This window comes from Limnohabitans rimovensis (SeqCode), assembly GCF_965234775.1.
Classification (GTDB): Bacteria; Pseudomonadota; Gammaproteobacteria; order Burkholderiales; family Burkholderiaceae_C; genus Limnohabitans; species Limnohabitans rimovensis.
This window is the reverse complement of the sequence record NZ_OZ248562.1, coordinates 1,432,784-1,448,899: the sequence shown is the minus strand read 5'-3', so window position 1 is coordinate 1,448,899 and position 16,116 is coordinate 1,432,784. Positions and strand designations below refer to the sequence as shown.

The following is a 16,116-nucleotide window of genomic DNA, read 5'->3' as shown; positions in this document are numbered from 1 at the left end:
ATGGCCAGATGTACGCCAAGATATTGACGCATTAACTGTTGATTTAAATGATATTTTTCCGTATTTCTTTGGTTGAAAATGAAATTCCGTCATTGGGGTGTGGCTTCCCTGGGCATTTCGTGTACGAGGCTATGGTATATACCAATAACCAAATTCAAAATCATCGTGCTATCGTTTGCGCACTTATTTTTTCTTGATCCATCCACCCAAACAGGAGACACAGCATGCCCCCGAATACCTTGTTGAAATCATCCGGCGTGAGCCGTCGGCAAATCGTGCAAGCGGGCGCCAGTGTGCTGCCATTGGCATGGGTGGGGCAGGCCGGGGCACAGCAAAAATTCACTTTTCGCTTGGCCCACTCAGAGGCCATTGGCGCACCGCTGACCTTGGCTTTGCAAAAGTGGTGTGATTTGCTCAACGCCCGCAGCGGTGGGCGCATCGATGCCCAACACTTCCCGGGCAGCCAATTGGGCAGCTACACCCAACTCATCGAGCAAAGCCGCATTGGCACCATCCAGGGCACCGTGGGTGGTCCGGATACCGAAGAGTCGGTGGCCCCTGAAATCGCCGCCACCGGCGGTGCGCCGGGCTTCATCTTCAAGGATGAGGCGCATGTGGACAAAATTTTGCAAGGGCCTCTGGGCGATGAAGTGTCGGCCGTTGCGCGCAAAAAAACCGGTGTGGAGTTTGTCGCCTATGCCGAGGTGGGTTTTCGCCACATCTTGTCCAAGCGCCCGGTGACCAACTTGGACAGTTTGAAGGGTTTGAAAATACGCGTGCCAGAGATCAAGATTTGGGTCGACTTTTGGCGCCGCTTGGGCGCCAACCCCACGCCGCTGCCCTATGCCGAGCAATACACGGCCTTGTCCACGGGTGTTATTGATGCGGTGGAAGCAGATTTTTTCTCCATCAGGGGGTTCAAGTGGTTTGAGCAAGCCAAGCACCTGACGCTCAGCTACCACTGGTTCTTGCCCAAAGCCGTGCGTGTCAACACCCGTTGGCTCGACAGCTTGCCCGCGGACTTGCAAGCCTTGCTGCGCCAAAGCGCCAAAGAGGTGTTTGCCGAGCAGCGCAAAGAGAACCGCGCCAAAACCGATGATGCGCTGGCCGATTTGGTCAAGGCCGGTGTGACGGTGCATAAATTGTCGGCCGATGAGTCGGCCAAGTGGTTTGCCGTTGCCAGGCCCTTGTTTGACGAATTCGGCAACAAGAGTGCTGAGACCAAGGCGATGGTGGGTCGCATCCTGGCCGCTCGGTGATGGGTTTTCGCCTTCAAAGCGAAGACATAGATCTGCCTGCGGGCGCTTGGTCGGCGGGCACCCGCACCATGTTGATGTGGGGGGACAAGCCGGTTTTCGGCTTGACCCCTGGCGCGTTTCGCAACTACCTGTATCCGGTGTTCACCCCAGCAGGTTTTGCGGTGACCAGCGAAAGCCCGGCCGATCACCCCCACCACCACTCCATTTGGGTTGGGGCCGACCATGTGAACGTGCATGTGCCAGCGCTGCACGGCACCGAGGTTTACAGCTACAACTTTTACGTCAACGATGTGTTCCAAGGTCGCGCGCCAGGGCGTATCGCGCAAACCCAATGCCAGGCCCAAGAGCAGGGCGACGCCATGCGGATCACCCAGCATTTGGCGTGGCGCGGTCCGCGCGAGTGGGGGGCGCCGGATGGGCGCCATGTGCTCGACGAACAGCGCCTTATTTCAGTGCGCCATTTGCCGGCATTCAAAGCTTTTCAACTGCACATCACGTCAAGCTTGACCGCGCCCAACTGGGCGGTGAGCATCGGTCCGACCCGCCACGCTTGGTTCAATGCCCGCATCGGCCCTGGCATGGCGACCATCCACGGCGGCAGCCACCGGTGCGCGCCGCACCCCGCGCCCATGGGCCAACTGGCTTGGCATGTGTGCACCGGTTCGGTGGGTGGTGGTCACACGGGCGGCGTGGCCATGGCGATGTGGCCTGCCAACACAACCCACGATTGGTATGTCAGCCCCTGGGGGGTGATGACCGCCAATCCCTGTCTGCATCAGGCTTTGAGCGTCGAGCCTGGGGCAAAGCCTGTGAGCTTGTCTGCCAAATTTTTGGTGTTTGACGGCCCATTGACAGACGAACACATCCAGGCGGCCTTGCAAGATTCACCGGCGTCTTCGCCTTGAGTGGGCAGGCAGCGATAACGCACGAGAGAAGGGGAACGCAAATGATCATTGGTCGCTATGCCAAGGGCAGCGAAATTTTTTATGGTGAGCAAATATCGCCTTCGCAATGGCGGCGTTTGCAGGGCGCGCCGTTCGAGCAACTGGTGCGCACCGAGCACATCGATGCCAATGATCAGGTGCGGCTGCTGTGCCCGCTGGAGAGGCCGCGCATTTTTGGTGTGGGGTTCAACTACGCCGCCCATGCCAAAGAGACGGGACAGGCTTTGCCCACCCGGGCCGCCACCTTCATGAAGCCCGATAGCGCAGCCATTGGACCGGATGAAGCCATCATTTATCCGTTGGAGGGGCAGCGGGTGGACTTCGAATGCGAATTGGCGGTCATCATCGGTCGTGGTGGGCGGCGCATTGCGCGGGAAGATGTGGACCAACATATTTTTGGTTTCACCTGTGCCAACGATGTCAGTGAAAGACCCATCCAATTTGACGAAATGGCTGCGGGCTGCTTGCTGATTGGCAAGGGCTTTGACACGTTTTGCCCCCTGGGGCCGGTCATTGCCACCGGCCTGAACCACCGGCAGTTGGCCATTGCCACGCGCTTGAACGGGGAGGTGAAGCAAAGCAGCAACACCGCGGATTTGGTGTTTGATGTGGCCCATTTGGTCTCTTACATCAGCCAGGCCATCACTTTGCGACCCGGCGACGTGATCATCACCGGCACCCCCGAAGGCATCGGCCCCATGCGGCCTGGCGATGTGGTCGAGGTGGAGATCGAAGGCATTGGCGTGCTGCGCAACCCGGTGGTGGCCGAATCGCGGTGAGCGCGCCAACTTCACCCCACATGCACGCTTCGGATTCAGCCAACCCCAGCGATGTGCTGGCCGCCTTGCACAAACTCGGTCTGGATCAGGGCCAAAAAGTGGTGGGCATGGTGCAACTGACTGGCGGCGTGTCGTCGGACATTTGGCGCATTGATTTTGCCGACCACAGCATTTGTGCCAAGCGCGCGCTGAGCCAGCTCAAAGTGTCAGCCGATTGGCAAGCGCCCTTGTCCCGCAATGCCTACGAATACGCCTGGTATCAAGAGGTGGGCCCACATTTCGCTAAAAATGTGCCGCACATGCTGGGGCGCGACGCGGAATCAGGTCTGTTCTTCATGGGCTTTCTGGCGCCAGACCAACACCCGGTTTGGAAAAGCCAGCTGCTGCAAGCGCAAGTGGCGCCTGAATTTGCGGCATTGGTGGGTGCATGCCTGGGACAAATCCATTCGCACACGGCGCTGCAGCACCGCTTGGCTGAGTTGTTCAAAAGCGATGTGGAATTTCATTCGCTGCGTTTGGAGCCGTATTTGTTGGCCACCGCCCTGCGCCACCCTGAGTGCGCAGCGCGTTTGCAAGCCATTTGCGATCAAACCGCCCACACCCACCTGGCCTTGGTGCACGGCGATATCAGCCCCAAAAATATTTTGTGTGGACCCCATGGCCCGGTTTTTTTGGATGCCGAATGTGCCTGGTACGGTGACCCGGCCTTTGACTTGGCTTTTTGCCTCAACCATTTGTTGCTCAAAGCGGTGCTCTTGCCCCAGTGCATGCCCCTGTGGGGCCAGGCTTTTGAAGCCATGGTGCAGGCCTATTTGCCCAGCGTGCACTGGGAGCCGCTGGCGGCGTTTGAAACGCGGGCTGCGCATTTGCTCCCAGCGTTGATGCTGGCGCGCGTGGACGGAAAGTCCCCGGTTGAGTACCTCACCACCCCCGCGCAGCGCGATGTGGTGCGCCAAGTCGCGGTGGAGGCTTTGCTGCACCCGCGACAATCCTTGGTTGCTGTTTGGGAAATCACTTTGAAAGCATTGACATCATGAGTCGCATTCAGTCTGTACGCGCCCGTTCCGTGTGGGATTCTCGGGGCTGCCCCACCATTGAGGCAGAAGTCCAACTGTCCAGTGGCGTGGTGGGGCGCGCCATTGCACCGGCGGGTGCCTCGACCGGCGCGGGTGAAGCCAAAGAGTTGCGCGATGGCGGTACGCGTTTCAAAGGTTTGGGCGTGTCCATGGCGGTGCGCGCGGTCAACGAGGTGATTGCCCCTGGCTTGCAAGGCATGGACATCACCGACCAAGCTGGCATCGACGCGGCGATGTGCCACTTGGATGGCACGCCCGACAAGTCGCGTTTGGGCGGCAACAGCCTGACGGCTGTGTCCTTGGCATGTTTGTGGGCGGCCAGTCGCCAAGCAGATTTGCCTTTGTGGCGCTATTTGTCAGGCAGCGATGAAGTGGGCTTGCCCTTGCCGGAGATTCAAATTTTTGGTGGCGGTGCCCATGCCAAGGGCAGCGTGGATTTGCAGGACTTTTTGGCCATCCCCAATGGGGCCAACAGTTTCACCCAGTCCCTGGAATGGGTGGCCGAGGTCTACCACGCGGCGGGCAAGGCCTTGACCCAACAAGGCAAGAACTTGGGCGTGGCCGACGAAGGTGGGTTTTGGCCGCAATTTGGTTCCAATGAGGGTGCCATTGAAGCCTTGGTCAAAGCCATTGAAGCGGCTGGTTTTCGGCCAGGGCGCGATGTGTCAATTGGCCTGGATTTGGCCTCTACCCAGTACCACGACAACGGGGTTTACCACTGGCGCAGCGAAAACCGACGCTTCGACCGCGATCAGTTGTTGGAGCTCTACACCCGGTGGGCCCACGACTACCCGATCATTTCGATGGAGGACGGTTTTGCCGAAGACGACATCGAAGGCATGCGCGCCATGACCCAGGCCCTGGGGCATCGCTTGCAAATCATTGGCGATGATTTTTTTGTCACCCATGCCCCGCGCATCCAAGAGCGCGCCGCTCTGGGGGCGTGCAATGCGGTGCTGATCAAGCCCAACCAGGTGGGCACCGTCACGGAAACCCAACAAGCCTTCGACGTGGCGAAAAAACTTCACCTGGATGGCATCATTTCCGCGCGCTCTGGCGAGACCGAGGACGTCAGCATCGTCCACATGGCCGTGGGCTGGGGTGTGCCACAACTCAAGGTGGGCAGCTTTTCGCGCTCTGAGCGCATGGCCAAATGGAACGAAGGCTTGCGCATAGAGCAAGACCTCGGTCGCTGCCTGGCCTACCCGCGGACCCATTTGTTTCCCTGGTTGGCCAAGGCTTGATGCGATGAAGGTTTTGTTCCATTTCAATGCCAGCCCCGAGTTGTTGGCTTGGCTGAAAACCCAAGTGCCCAGCGATTGGCAAGTGGTGTGTTGCCCTGAAAGCGATGCACAGGCGTTTGCCCAGCATTGGCCGGGCACCCATGTGCTGTGGCATGTGTTGCAGCCGGTCACCGCCGATCGCATGCAAGCCAACCCGGCCCTGCGCTTGGTGCAAAAAATCGGTGTGGGTGTCAACACCATTGATCTGCCTGCGGCCGCACAGCAAGGGGTGGCGGTGTGCAACATGCCCGGCGTCAACAGCCGTGCCGTGGCCGAAATGACCTTGGGCTTGATGCTGATGGCCGCCCGGCGCATGGGGCCGATTGCCCACCAATTGCGCCAAGGCCAATGGGCCATCCCTGAGGCCCAGCAAGCCCAGTTGTTTGAACTCGGGGGCAAAACCGTGGGCCTGGTGGGGACGGGTCATGTGCCGCGCATTTTGGCGCCCTGGTTGCAAGCGATGGGCATGAAGGTCTTGGGCCACAGCCGCCAGCCTGGACCCGAATGGACTTATCCCAACTTGCCGTTGAATGAATTGCTGGCGCAAAGCGATGTGGTCAGTTTGCACATCCCGCTGACGCCAGACACCCGCGCCCTGTTTGATGCGCAACGCTTTGCAGGCTTCAAACGCGGCGCGATGTTGGTCAACACCGCCCGTGGCGAGTTGGTGGACGAAGCTGCTTTGACCGACGCGCTTGAATCCGGTCAGTTGTCAGGGGCTTGCCTGGATGTGTTTGCGCAAGAACCGCTGGCGCCCGACCACCCCTTGCTGACGCGCCATGATGTATTGGCCACACCGCACATGGCCTGGCTGACCCAAGACATGTTTCAGCGCGCCTTGGCCGTGGCCATTGAAAACACCCACCGCACGCTGCGTGGCGCACCTTTGTTGCACCAAGTGCAGTGAGGTGCCAACAGGCGGTGGTCAGCGATTTTTTTCGCGCCGCCAAGCCTCAAAGGCCAGCCGGTTGCTGTCGTCGGTGGGTGGGTATAGGCCCAAGATGGACTGGCCTGCCATCACCCGTTCACTGACAAAGTCTTCAAAGGCCGTCATTTCAACGGCTTCGATCGATAGCTCTTCGGCCAGGTGGGCGGGCAGCACCACCACGCCTTCGGCGTCACCCACCACCACATCACCGGGGAACACCGCCACATCGCCACAGGCAATCGGCAGGTTCATGTCGATCGCTTGGTGCAGCGTCAGGTTGGTGGGTGCGCTGGGGCGGGCGTGATAGGCCGGTATGGCCATCTGGGCGATGTCGGGTGAATCGCGAAAGCCCCCATCGGTCACCACACCGGCAACGCCGCGCTTCATCAAGCGCGAGACCAAGATGCCGCCGGCCGAAGCGGCACGGGCATCTTTGCGGCTGTCGATGACCAAGACTGCGCCGGGTGGGCAGGTCTCCACAGCGGCACGCTGGGGGTGGGCGTGGTCTAAAAAAACGCTGATGGGATTGAGGTCTTCGCGCGCGGGGATGTAGCGCAAAGTGAATGCCTCGCCGACCATGGGTTGGGGCTGGGCCTGCACAGGTCTGACGTTTTGAATGAACTGGTTGCGCAAACCGCGTTTGAACAAAGCTGTGCACAAGGTGGCGGTGCTCACGCGCATCAAGCGCGCGCGGGTTTCGTTGGACAAAGGCATGGTGGTGGCTTGGCAGTGGTGATGCCCACGACTTTAAGCCTTGCGCGCCATGCCGGCCATGGGGTCAAGCCCCAACGAAAAAGGGCCGCTTGCGCGGCCCTTCGAGGTCAGAGCGAGTCGCCCAGACAGCGGAGCAATTACATGCCCATGCCGCCCATGCCGCCCATACCACCCATGTCGCCGCCGCCGCCAGGCATGGAGGGTGCGTCGTCTTTCGGTGCTTCAGCGATCATGGCTTCGGTGGTCAACATCAAGCTGGCCACAGAGGCTGCGTTTTGCAGCGCGGTGCGGGTCACTTTGGTGGGGTCCAAGATACCCATTTCGATCATGTCGCCATAGGTGTCGTTGGCGGCATTGAAGCCGTAGTTGCCTTTGCCAGCCAACACCGCGTTGACGACCACTGAAGGCTCGCCACCGGCGTTGTAGACGATTTCACGCAGGGGAGACTCGACCGCTTTCAACACCAGCTTGATGCCAGCGTCTTGGTCGGGGTTGTCACCCTTGATGGTGCCAGCCGCTTGACGGGCGCGCAGCAGGGCCACGCCGCCGCCAGCCACGATGCCTTCTTCCACAGCAGCGCGGGTGGCGTGCAGGGCGTCTTCCACGCGGGCTTTTTTCTCTTTCATTTCGACTTCGGTGGCAGCACCGACCTTGATCACGGCCACACCGCCGGCCAACTTGGCCACGCGCTCTTGGAGCTTCTCGCGGTCGTAGTCAGAGGTGGCTTCTTCGATCTGGATGCGCACTTGCTTGACGCGGGCTTCGATGTCGGCAGCGGCACCAGCGCCATCAATGATGGTGGTGTTTTCTTTGCCCACTTCGACGCGCTTGGCAGAGCCCAAGTCGGCCAGGGTGACCTTCTCGAGGGTCAGGCCGACTTCTTCGGCAATCACTTTGCCGCCGGTCAGGATGGCAATATCTTCCAACATGGCTTTGCGGCGATCGCCAAAGCCAGGGGCTTTGACAGCGACAACCTTCAAAATGCCACGGATGGTGTTGACCACCAAAGTCGCCAGGGCTTCGCCTTCGACTTCTTCGGCAATGATCAACAGGGGACGACCAGCTTTGGCAACGGCTTCCAGGGTGGGCAGCAGTTCGCGGATGTTGCTGATCTTTTTGTCGAACAGCAGCACAAAGGGGTTCTCCAACAACGCGACTTGTTTGTCGGGGTTGTTGATGAAGTAGGGCGACAGGTAGCCGCGGTCAAACTGCATGCCTTCGACGACGTCGAGTTCGTTGTCGAGGGACTTGCCGTCTTCCACGGTGATCACGCCTTCTTTGCCCACTTTGTCCATCGCATCAGCAATGATCTTGCCGATGGATTCATCAGAGTTGGCAGAGATGGAGCCGACTTGGGCGATCTCTTTGCTGGTGGTGGTGGCTTTGGAGGCTTTTTGCAACTGCACGATCAGGGCAGTCACTGCCTTGTCGATGCCGCGCTTCAAGTCCATGGGGTTCATGCCAGCGGCCACGTACTTCATGCCTTCGCGCACGATGGCTTGGGCCAACACGGTGGCGGTGGTGGTGCCGTCGCCTGCGTTGTCAGAGGTTTTGGAAGCGACTTCCTTGACCATCTGTGCACCCATGTTTTGCAGTTTGTCTTTGAGTTCGATTTCCTTGGCCACGGACACACCGTCCTTGGTCACGGTGGGGGCGCCGAAAGAACGCTCCAACACCACGTTGCGGCCTTTGGGGCCCAGGGTCACTTTGACTGCATTGGCCAGGATGTTCACACCCTCGACCATGCGCGCGCGGGCTTCGCCGCCAAAAATCACGTCTTTTGCTGCCATTTGTATAGCTCCTAAAAATTAATCAACAGTTGTGGGCCCGTCTTGCCAGCGGCCAGCGCTGCCAGTGCATGGGCCCATCCACATCACTTGGCGTCAACCACCGCGAACAGGTCTTCTTCTTTCATGACCAACAGCTCTTCGCCATCGATCTTGACCGTTTGGCCGCTGTATTTGCCGAAAAGCACGCGCTCACCGACTTTGACGCCAACCGCGGTCAATTCGCCTTTGTCGTTTTTCTTGCCTGGGCCGACGGCCAGGATCTCGCCTTGGTCGGGCTTCTCAGCGGCGTTGTCAGGGATGACGATGCCAGAGGCGGTTTTGGTTTCACTTTCAATGCGCTTGACGATCACGCGATCGTGCAGGGGGCGAAGTTTCATTGCATCTCCAAAGATATAACAAGGGGTTAGAGCCACAGCCGCCAGACATCAAAAATAGATATGTTGGTGGCCATTGACTGAACGAAGGGTGGGTGTTGTTAGCACTCAATCCCTACGAGTGCTAATGATAAGGGCATTTGTCCTGCTTTCAAGTTGGGTGCTTGAAAAAAGATCCAGATTCAGTGTGCGATGCGCTGCTTGCGGATGGTCGCGATTGAAAGAAGAATATTTTTAAGTAATTGAATTTAAACGATAAATTAATTATTGACGCGCTGTGGTCTGCAGAAGTTGTGCTTGATTCGCTTGACCCCAGCACCCGATGGAGGCTCGATCGAGACGAACCTCCCAGCCTTGATCAATGGTTTGGGGCCATCAGGGTTGGTGAAGCCACAAGACCGCCGGAGCGCCCGCACAACCAGGGGCGCGTAGGGCTGGAAAAAGGGCTTTCATAGTACATTCAAAAAAACAGACAGGAGCGGTTCCATGATTCATCCAAGCTACGCAGCACTCTCAACTGGCGAGGTCTACGTACCGGGTTTGTCTGCTGAGCATGTCGCAGAAAAGTATGGAATTGCGCTCAACGCCATTTCTAAGTTGGGTTCTGCAGAAAACCCGCACGGCCCATCGCCCAAAGCACTTTTGGCCGTTCGAGAGGCGTCCGAGAAAATTTCTTTGTACCCTGACTGGACGGCGGCCAAACTTCGCATGGCCATAGGGTCGAAATTTGGCATAGACCCGGACAATGTGGTTTGTGGATCGGGCGAGACGGAAGTGATTTCGATGTTGATCCGCGCTTTTGCCCGTCCCGACGAGGCCGTGCTGATGCACAAGCCTTGCTTTCCCCTGTATCGAATTTATGCCAACTGTGAAGGCCGAAAACCGATTTTTGTGGACATGGGTGCTGACTTTGACCCGGTCATGGATGAATACATCGCCGCTCTCCAAAAACACAGGCCCAAAATTGCATTTCTCACCAACCCACACAACCCCAGCGGTCGCATGGTGTCCGAACAAGATGTGATTCGGGTGTGTGAAGCCGCTCCACCTGAGACCGTGGTGGCTTTGGACGAGGCCTATGTGCATTACACAGAAAACCCTTACGGCATCGGACTGCTGCACCGGTTTCCCAACTTGGTGGTGCTCCGAACCCTGTCTAAAGCTTATGGCTTGGCGGGGCTGCGCGTCGGTTTTGGCATATCGGCCAACCGTGATTTGATCTGGCCCATGCGCCACATCAAACCCACATGGAACATGGGCCAAATGCAAATCGCTGGTGGAATCGCAGGCATCAACGACGACGCGCATGTGGCGCGCACCGTCAAAACCGTCGTCGAAATGCGCGCCTACGTGGCCCAACGCATGCATGGCCTGGCTGCGTTTAGGATGGTGCCTGGTTCCGGAGCCAACTTTTTCTTGACCGAAATACGGGAGCCGCGACTGGACTCAAGCTTGGTGTTCAATGAGCTGCTCAAGCGAGGCGTTATCGTCAAGGATGGCTCTGACATCATCGGTTTGGGCAGCAGATATTTGCGGGTCGATGTCAATCTCCAAGAGCACATGGACAGGTTTGTGAATGCGCTGGCAGACATTCAAGGCCATTGAATCCATCGCCCAGCATGCCCACCCAGCCTCATCGTTTTTTGATTGGCATTGACGTAGGCGGCACATTCACCGATGCGGTTGTCACCTCGGCTTTGGACGGTGCGATTCTTGACGCCTTTAAGTTGCCATCGACCCCTCAAGACCCTTCGGTGGCGGTGATTCAGGCGTTCCACCGAATTCACCGAACATACCCACTCAACGAAGCCATGGTTTGCCATGGCACGACCATCGGCACCAACATATTGATTCAGCACCGGGGGGCCAAAACGGCATTGCTGGCCACCAAGGGGTTCACCGATGTGATTGAGTTGCGCCGACAAAATCGCCCAACCCTGTATGACCTGAATGTGAAAATTTCCCCGCCCTTGGTGGGTGCCGATATGCGCTTTGCGGTGAATGAACGGTGTGATGCACGCGGCAAGGTGCGCGAAGCCATATCGAATGTGGATCAACTGGTGTCGCAAGTCATTGAGTCCGGCGCGCAAGCGGTGGCGATAGCGCTATTGCACGCTTACGCGAATGATTCGCATGAGAAAATTTTGGCGCAGGCTTTGCGCAAAGCATGCCCTGACTTGTTTATTTCAGTGTCCAGCGATGTTTGTCCAGAAATCAAAGAGTATGAAAGAACCAGCACGGCTGTTGTCAATGCCTATATTGGCCCTGGTGTCCAAAGTTACATCGACAAAATTGCCTTAGAGGCCCAACGCTTGGGGCTTCGGGCCTTGATGATTGTCAAGTCCAATGGGGGTTTGACATCCACAGAAAACGCCTCTCGCTATCCGGTTCATTTGATTGAGTCGGGTCCTGCCGCTGGGATCATTTCGACGCTGTCCCATGCCAAAGACATGTTGCGCGACAACGTGATTGCATTTGACATGGGTGGGACCACGGCCAAGGTCGGGGTGATCCAGGGCGGACGGGCCAAAGTGGTCGATGAATTTTTGGCGGATCAGCTGGTGGACGGGGCCAATGTGGGTGGATACCCCATTCGCAGTGCGGTACTGGACATCGTTGAAATTGGTGCCGGGGGCGGCAGCATCGCATGGATTGATGATGGCGGTGTGCTGAAAGTGGGTCCAGAAAGTGCTGGGGCAGCACCTGGACCTGCATGCTACGGCCTGGGCGGTCAGCGCCCCACCGTGACCGATGCACACGCGGTGATCGGCACCCTGTCTCAAGATGCGTTCAAGGATTCGGGTGTGGCCTTTTCACGCGAACTGGCGGTTAAGGCGATCGAAACCCATATCGCTCAGCCCATGGGTTGGTCATTGGCGCGTGCGGCACACGCCATCATCGAAATTGCGGTTGCCAACATGACTGAAATGGTCCGCATCAGCACGGTCAGGCGCGGTCTGGATCCCCGAGAGTTCTCGATCTTTGCCTCTGGCGGCGCGGGACCATTGCATGCTTGCGCCATTGGCGTGCAATCTGGTGCCAAAGAGGTGGTCATCCCGCCGTTGCCGGGCATGTTCTCGGCCTTGGGTGCCACGATGGGTGAAATTCGCCATGACTTGAGCCAGACCTTGCTGGTCCCGGTGGCACAACTCGAACCACAGTCCCTGACCAAAGTGTGTCAAGCATTGGGTGAGCGGGCGCGCTCTTTGATGTCGCATGAACCCGTGGATCGGCGCACCGTGAAGTCTGAGCGCAGCGCAGATTTGCGTTTTGTGGGTCAGTTGTTTGAACTCAACATTGGACTTGGGCCGGATTCTGATGCCTTGCCCAGCAGCGATCGCATCGAAGCCAAGTTTCGATCGGCCTACCAACAAACCTTTGGTATTGATTTGCCGAACCTAAAGGTGCAATTGGTCAATGTCCGTTTGACTGCCATGGCTGTTTTGAGCGAACCACGCCCCACACAACTCGACCAGGGTGTGGCATTGCTGTATGTGCCGCCTCACCGACGGCAAAATTATTTGTCAGCCGATGGAAGCCAAACACCTTTGCCGGTTTATCGCTTGACGGATTGCAGGGGTGCTCAATTGTCCGGCCCCGCGTTGATTGAACATGCCGGGTCAACAGTTTGGATCGATTCCGCACAGTCCATCACCATCCACGCCAATGGCAGCATTCAGATTGGGCTACTGGCAGCGCTCCAAGCCAAGCCAACGGCACCTGCAGCAGCCAGCTTGTTAGAGACAGACCCTGTAACTTTTGAAGTCGTCAAAAGCGCGTTCTACGCCATCTGCGACGAAATGAAGAGCGTCATCATGCGGACCTCTTTTTCCCCACTGCTGAGCCTGTCTGCGGACCTGTCTTGTGTGCTGCTCGATACCCAAGCCCGTGTCATTGCCCAAGGCGTGGACATCCCCGTTCATTTGGGGGCGGCCAGTTTCACGGGGCGGTTTGCCTTGGAGGCATTTGCGCTGTCGACATGGCGCGAGGGCGATGGCGTCCTCTTGAATGACCCGTATGCCGGCGGAACCCATCTGCCGGATGTGTCGTTATTGACCCCAGTTTTCTTTGCGGAAACTTTGATGGGTTTTGTTTTGAGCCGAATCCATTGGCCAGACATTGGTGGCATTGCGCCTGGCAGCTCCAGCGTCTGCGATGACATCATCAAAGAAGGTTTGCGAATTCCGCCATTGAAGATCATCGAGCAGGGCGTGGTCCGTGAAGATGTGTTGCGTTTGATTTTGGCAAATGTGCGGGTGCCGCAAGACCGCATGGGTGATTTCCAAGCCGCCCGTGCAGGGCATCAGCGGGCCACAGAGCGCATGCTGGAGCTGTGTCATCGTTATGGTGCGCAGGCCGTTGGCACCGTCATGCGCGACACCCTTGTGTACAGCCAAAAACGGGTAGCCGCCCAGTTATTGAGCTTGCCTGACGCGGATGTTTCCAACCAAGAGTCATTGGATGGCGATGGCATAGATCCCAACGCAGCGCCCATCATTAAAGTGCGCATCACCAAAACAGGTGCGCATTTGAAGTTTGATTTCACCGGCTCTGCGCCGTGTGTTCAAGGCCCCATCAATGCACCGCTGCCAGTGACCTGTGCGGCGATTTATTACACCTTGTTGAGTTTTGTGGGCGGCCAAATTGCCCCCAATGCCGGTGTGTATGCCAACGTGGAAGTCATCACCGAGCCGGGAACCATCGTTCACGCCAGCTATCCCTTTCCGGTTGTCGCCGCCAATACCGAAACGGCCAACAGGTTGGTTGATATTTTGATGGGGGCACTGGCCCAGGCTTATCCGGAAAAGGTGTCTGCGGGTGGCTATGGTTCCGCATGTGTCTACACCTTGGGGGGGACGGACCCAACCAGTCAGAAGGCGTTCGTCCACTATGAAACGATCGGCGGCGGCATGGGTGGCACTGCCAGCAATGCCGGGCCCAGTGGGTTGCGCGTGCACATGGGCAACACCATGAATTTGCCCATCGAGGGTGTTGAGGCTGCATTGCCCGTTTTGTTTCATGAATATGCCATTGCCCGGCACTTGTCCGGCCAAGGGATGTACCCTGGTGGGGGCGGGGTCAGAAAAATCATTGAAGTGCTGACCGATGGCGTGCAAACCTCCGTGCTGGGTGAGCGCACCAAGACGCCTGCACGTGGCGTGGCTGGCGGTGGCGACGGTGGCTTGGCCAGTTTTACTTTGGTCAGCGATGGTGTTGACCGCCCATTGGATTCAAAAAGTGGCCCCCATCGCTTGAAACGTGGCGACAAACTCGTCATGGTCACGGCGGGTGGCGGTGCTTGGGGCCCATCAACTCTAAGGAAATCATGAGCATGACAACACAAAAACACCCCATTCGACCCTTGCGCGTGGCATTGCTGGTTCCTTCATCGAACACGGTGATGGAAAACGACCTGCACCGGGCCTTGCCCAAAGATCAGTTCACAGTCCACACGGGACGGATGTTTTTGACTGAAACGACCCGTGAGCAAGAAATCCGAATGATCGAAGACTTCGCACCAAAGGCGGCCAGTGACCTGGGCACGCTAGAGCCCGATGTGCTGGTGTTTGGTTGTACTTCGGCGGGCTCACTCTTCGGCGTGGAATATGACGCGCAGGTTTGCCAAAAGTTGGGCGCACTGGCCCAGTGTGAAGCCATTGGCGTGATTTCGACCGTGGCCCAAGCTTTGGCAGAGGCCCACTTCAAGCGGGTCGCCATCATCACGCCCTACAACGAAGATTTGACGCAGTCTGTGGCCAAAGCGGTTGAAAAAGAGGTCACTGTGGTGGGTGCCTGGGGCATGGGCATCACCCACAACGTGGCCTTGGCCGACCCCACGCCCGAGGAAATCGTTGCCTTTGCCAAGTCCAAATTGTCGGGCGTGGTTTTTGATGGTCTTTTCGTGTCGTGCACCAATTTCAGATCCTTCGAGGCCAAAGCGTTGTTGGAGCAAACCTTTGGGGCTCCGGTGGTCACCAGCAACAGTTCTGTGGTTCAAGCCCTGCTAAAGCGCGTTGCCTCCCCAACTTGAACCAGGGCTTATGAACGGGTCCATCAAATGTTGGTTGTGTAACGGCATGGCGGTCAACCCCATGAACCACGATGGCGCTGCATAGCAGTTGCATTTTTTCACCGAGTTGCTATCAAACCAGCCGCTGGTTGTCGGTGGGGCTCACGCCAGGTATTGCCCGCCATTCACATGCCAGGTTTGACCGGTGACATGGGCCGCGCCCTCTGAGGCCAAAAACTGAACGATGGGTGCGATGTCGCTGGCGCTGGCAATGCGGCCCAGGGGCACCTGATCGGCTGCTGCATGAATCTCATCTTCGCTCATGCCTTGGCGCGGTTGGGCGGTGTCGGTGATGCCTGGTGCCACGGCATTGACCCGGATGCGGTGGGCTGCCAAGGCCATGGCGCTGGCGCGCGTCAGACCCACCAAACCCGCTTTGCTCGAGACGTAATGGGCGGCTTTGGGCGAGCTGCGAAAGGCCGCGCCCGAGGTGATGTTGATGATGCTGCCGCCACGCCCCTGCGCGATCATGCGCCGCGCCGCTTGTTGGGTGCATAAAAAGGGCGCTTTGAGGTTCACCGCCAAGGTTTGGTCCCACATGGCCTCGGTGAGATCGAGGAAATCAGCGCGCGGAAATATGGCCGCGTTGTTGACCAAGATATCCACGCCACCTTGGGCGTCGGCTTGCGCAAACAAATGCGCGATTTGCGTGGTGTCCGTCAAATCGGCTTTGACCCAGGTGACCCGCGCGCCCAATTTGGACAAGGTTCGCATGCCGCTGGCGGCTGCATCTTCATCCAAGTAATTGGCAACGATGTGGGCACCGGCTTGCGCGAGTGCCACCGCAATGGCCAAACCAATGCCTTGCTGTGCGCCAGTGACAACGGCATGGGCGTGGGACAAGCTGGGTTGGGTCATGGTGGGCTGTTCGTTCATGGCAGTTTCCTTTGGGGGGTTGG

13 protein-coding genes are annotated in these 16,116 nt (G+C 58.0%); 9 read left to right on the top strand and 4 right to left on the bottom strand.

From position 1 onward, the window contains the following. Nucleotides 1-224 precede the first annotated feature (224 nt). The 6 genes from AC8GFZ_RS07085 to AC8GFZ_RS07060 are packed head-to-tail and all read left to right on the top strand — an operon-like array spanning nt 225 to nt 6,248. Entirely contained in the window at nt 225-1,259 is a 1,035-nt protein-coding gene (locus AC8GFZ_RS07085) for a TRAP transporter substrate-binding protein (RefSeq protein WP_506643733.1), read from the top strand. Beyond that, the gene (locus AC8GFZ_RS07080; RefSeq protein WP_506643731.1) at nt 1,259-2,164 is read left to right on the top strand and encodes a DUF6807 family protein; all 906 of its coding nucleotides are present in this window, start codon (nt 1,259-1,261) and stop codon (nt 2,162-2,164) included. The genes AC8GFZ_RS07085 and AC8GFZ_RS07080 overlap by 1 nt, the downstream gene beginning before the upstream one ends. 41 nt (nt 2,165-2,205) lie before the next feature. Beyond that, entirely contained in the window at nt 2,206-2,982 is a 777-nt protein-coding gene (locus tag AC8GFZ_RS07075; protein ID WP_506643729.1) for a fumarylacetoacetate hydrolase family protein, read from the top strand. Between the two features lie 20 nt (nt 2,983-3,002). Continuing rightward, nucleotides 3,003-4,019 (top strand): phosphotransferase family protein, encoded by a 1,017-nt coding sequence (locus AC8GFZ_RS07070; protein ID WP_506643727.1) that lies wholly within the window; start codon nt 3,003-3,005, stop codon nt 4,017-4,019. Beyond that, nucleotides 4,016-5,302 (top strand): phosphopyruvate hydratase, encoded by a 1,287-nt coding sequence (gene eno, locus AC8GFZ_RS07065; protein ID WP_506643725.1) that lies wholly within the window; start codon nt 4,016-4,018, stop codon nt 5,300-5,302. The genes AC8GFZ_RS07070 and eno overlap by 4 nt, the downstream gene beginning before the upstream one ends. 4 nt (nt 5,303-5,306) lie before the next feature. Continuing rightward, entirely contained in the window at nt 5,307-6,248 is a 942-nt protein-coding gene (locus AC8GFZ_RS07060; RefSeq protein WP_506643723.1) for an NAD(P)-dependent oxidoreductase, read from the top strand. A gap of 18 nt (nt 6,249-6,266) precedes the next feature. On the opposite strand, the gene AC8GFZ_RS07055 is transcribed toward AC8GFZ_RS07060, so the two are convergent. The 3 genes from AC8GFZ_RS07055 to AC8GFZ_RS07045 form a co-directional block, all read right to left on the bottom strand. Further along, a complete protein-coding gene (locus tag AC8GFZ_RS07055; protein WP_506643721.1) occupies nt 6,267-6,983 on the bottom strand; it encodes a ribonuclease activity regulator RraA in 717 nt (238 codons plus the stop codon). A gap of 137 nt (nt 6,984-7,120) precedes the next feature. Then, a complete protein-coding gene (gene groL, locus AC8GFZ_RS07050) occupies nt 7,121-8,773 on the bottom strand; it encodes a chaperonin GroEL (RefSeq protein WP_506643720.1) in 1,653 nt (550 codons plus the stop codon). An 83-nt stretch (nt 8,774-8,856) separates the two neighbouring features. Next, nucleotides 8,857-9,150: a co-chaperone GroES gene (locus tag AC8GFZ_RS07045; RefSeq protein ID WP_506643718.1), complete on the bottom strand. Its 294-nt coding sequence runs from the start codon at nt 9,148-9,150 to the stop codon at nt 8,857-8,859. A 483-nt stretch (nt 9,151-9,633) separates the two neighbouring features. On the opposite strand from AC8GFZ_RS07045, the gene AC8GFZ_RS07040 reads away from it, so the two are divergent. Genes AC8GFZ_RS07040 through AC8GFZ_RS07030 form a run of 3 tightly spaced genes read left to right on the top strand, consistent with a single transcriptional unit; the run spans nt 9,634 to nt 15,178 of the window. After that, nucleotides 9,634-10,752, top strand: a complete 1,119-nt coding sequence (locus AC8GFZ_RS07040; protein WP_506643716.1) for a pyridoxal phosphate-dependent aminotransferase — start codon at nt 9,634-9,636, stop codon at nt 10,750-10,752. A gap of 14 nt (nt 10,753-10,766) precedes the next feature. Continuing rightward, nucleotides 10,767-14,477, top strand: a complete 3,711-nt coding sequence (locus AC8GFZ_RS07035; RefSeq protein WP_506643714.1) for a hydantoinase B/oxoprolinase family protein — start codon at nt 10,767-10,769, stop codon at nt 14,475-14,477. A 2-nt stretch (nt 14,478-14,479) separates the two neighbouring features. Next, the gene (locus AC8GFZ_RS07030; RefSeq protein ID WP_506643712.1) at nt 14,480-15,178 is read left to right on the top strand and encodes a maleate cis-trans isomerase family protein; all 699 of its coding nucleotides are present in this window, start codon (nt 14,480-14,482) and stop codon (nt 15,176-15,178) included. Between the two features lie 141 nt (nt 15,179-15,319). Here AC8GFZ_RS07030 and AC8GFZ_RS07025 read toward each other — a convergent pair whose 3' ends face one another. Continuing rightward, nucleotides 15,320-16,093 carry an SDR family NAD(P)-dependent oxidoreductase gene (locus AC8GFZ_RS07025; protein ID WP_506643710.1) on the bottom strand — a complete coding sequence of 258 codons (774 nt, stop codon included), beginning with the start codon at nt 16,091-16,093 and terminating at the stop codon, nt 15,320-15,322. Nucleotides 16,094-16,116 lie beyond the last annotated feature (23 nt).

Bases quoted from the DNA above. Each gene is read 5' to 3' on its own strand.
- AC8GFZ_RS07085 (WP_506643733.1), top strand. From the start codon at position 225: ATGCCCCCGAATACCTTGTTGAAATCATCCGGCGTGAGCCGTCGGCAA.
- AC8GFZ_RS07080 (WP_506643731.1), top strand. From the start codon at position 1,259: ATGGGTTTTCGCCTTCAAAGCGAAGACATAGATCTGCCTGCGGGCGCT.
- AC8GFZ_RS07075 (WP_506643729.1), top strand. From the start codon at position 2,206: ATGATCATTGGTCGCTATGCCAAGGGCAGCGAAATTTTTTATGGTGAG.
- AC8GFZ_RS07070 (WP_506643727.1), top strand. From the start codon at position 3,003: ATGCACGCTTCGGATTCAGCCAACCCCAGCGATGTGCTGGCCGCCTTG.
- eno (WP_506643725.1), top strand. From the start codon at position 4,016: ATGAGTCGCATTCAGTCTGTACGCGCCCGTTCCGTGTGGGATTCTCGG.
- AC8GFZ_RS07060 (WP_506643723.1), top strand. From the start codon at position 5,307: ATGAAGGTTTTGTTCCATTTCAATGCCAGCCCCGAGTTGTTGGCTTGG.
- AC8GFZ_RS07055 (WP_506643721.1), bottom strand. From the start codon at position 6,983: ATGCCTTTGTCCAACGAAACCCGCGCGCGCTTGATGCGCGTGAGCACC.
- groL (WP_506643720.1), bottom strand. From the start codon at position 8,773: ATGGCAGCAAAAGACGTGATTTTTGGCGGCGAAGCCCGCGCGCGCATG.
- AC8GFZ_RS07045 (WP_506643718.1), bottom strand. From the start codon at position 9,150: ATGAAACTTCGCCCCCTGCACGATCGCGTGATCGTCAAGCGCATTGAA.
- AC8GFZ_RS07040 (WP_506643716.1), top strand. From the start codon at position 9,634: ATGATTCATCCAAGCTACGCAGCACTCTCAACTGGCGAGGTCTACGTA.
- AC8GFZ_RS07035 (WP_506643714.1), top strand. From the start codon at position 10,767: ATGCCCACCCAGCCTCATCGTTTTTTGATTGGCATTGACGTAGGCGGC.
- AC8GFZ_RS07030 (WP_506643712.1), top strand. From the start codon at position 14,480: ATGACAACACAAAAACACCCCATTCGACCCTTGCGCGTGGCATTGCTG.
- AC8GFZ_RS07025 (WP_506643710.1), bottom strand. From the start codon at position 16,093: ATGAACGAACAGCCCACCATGACCCAACCCAGCTTGTCCCACGCCCAT.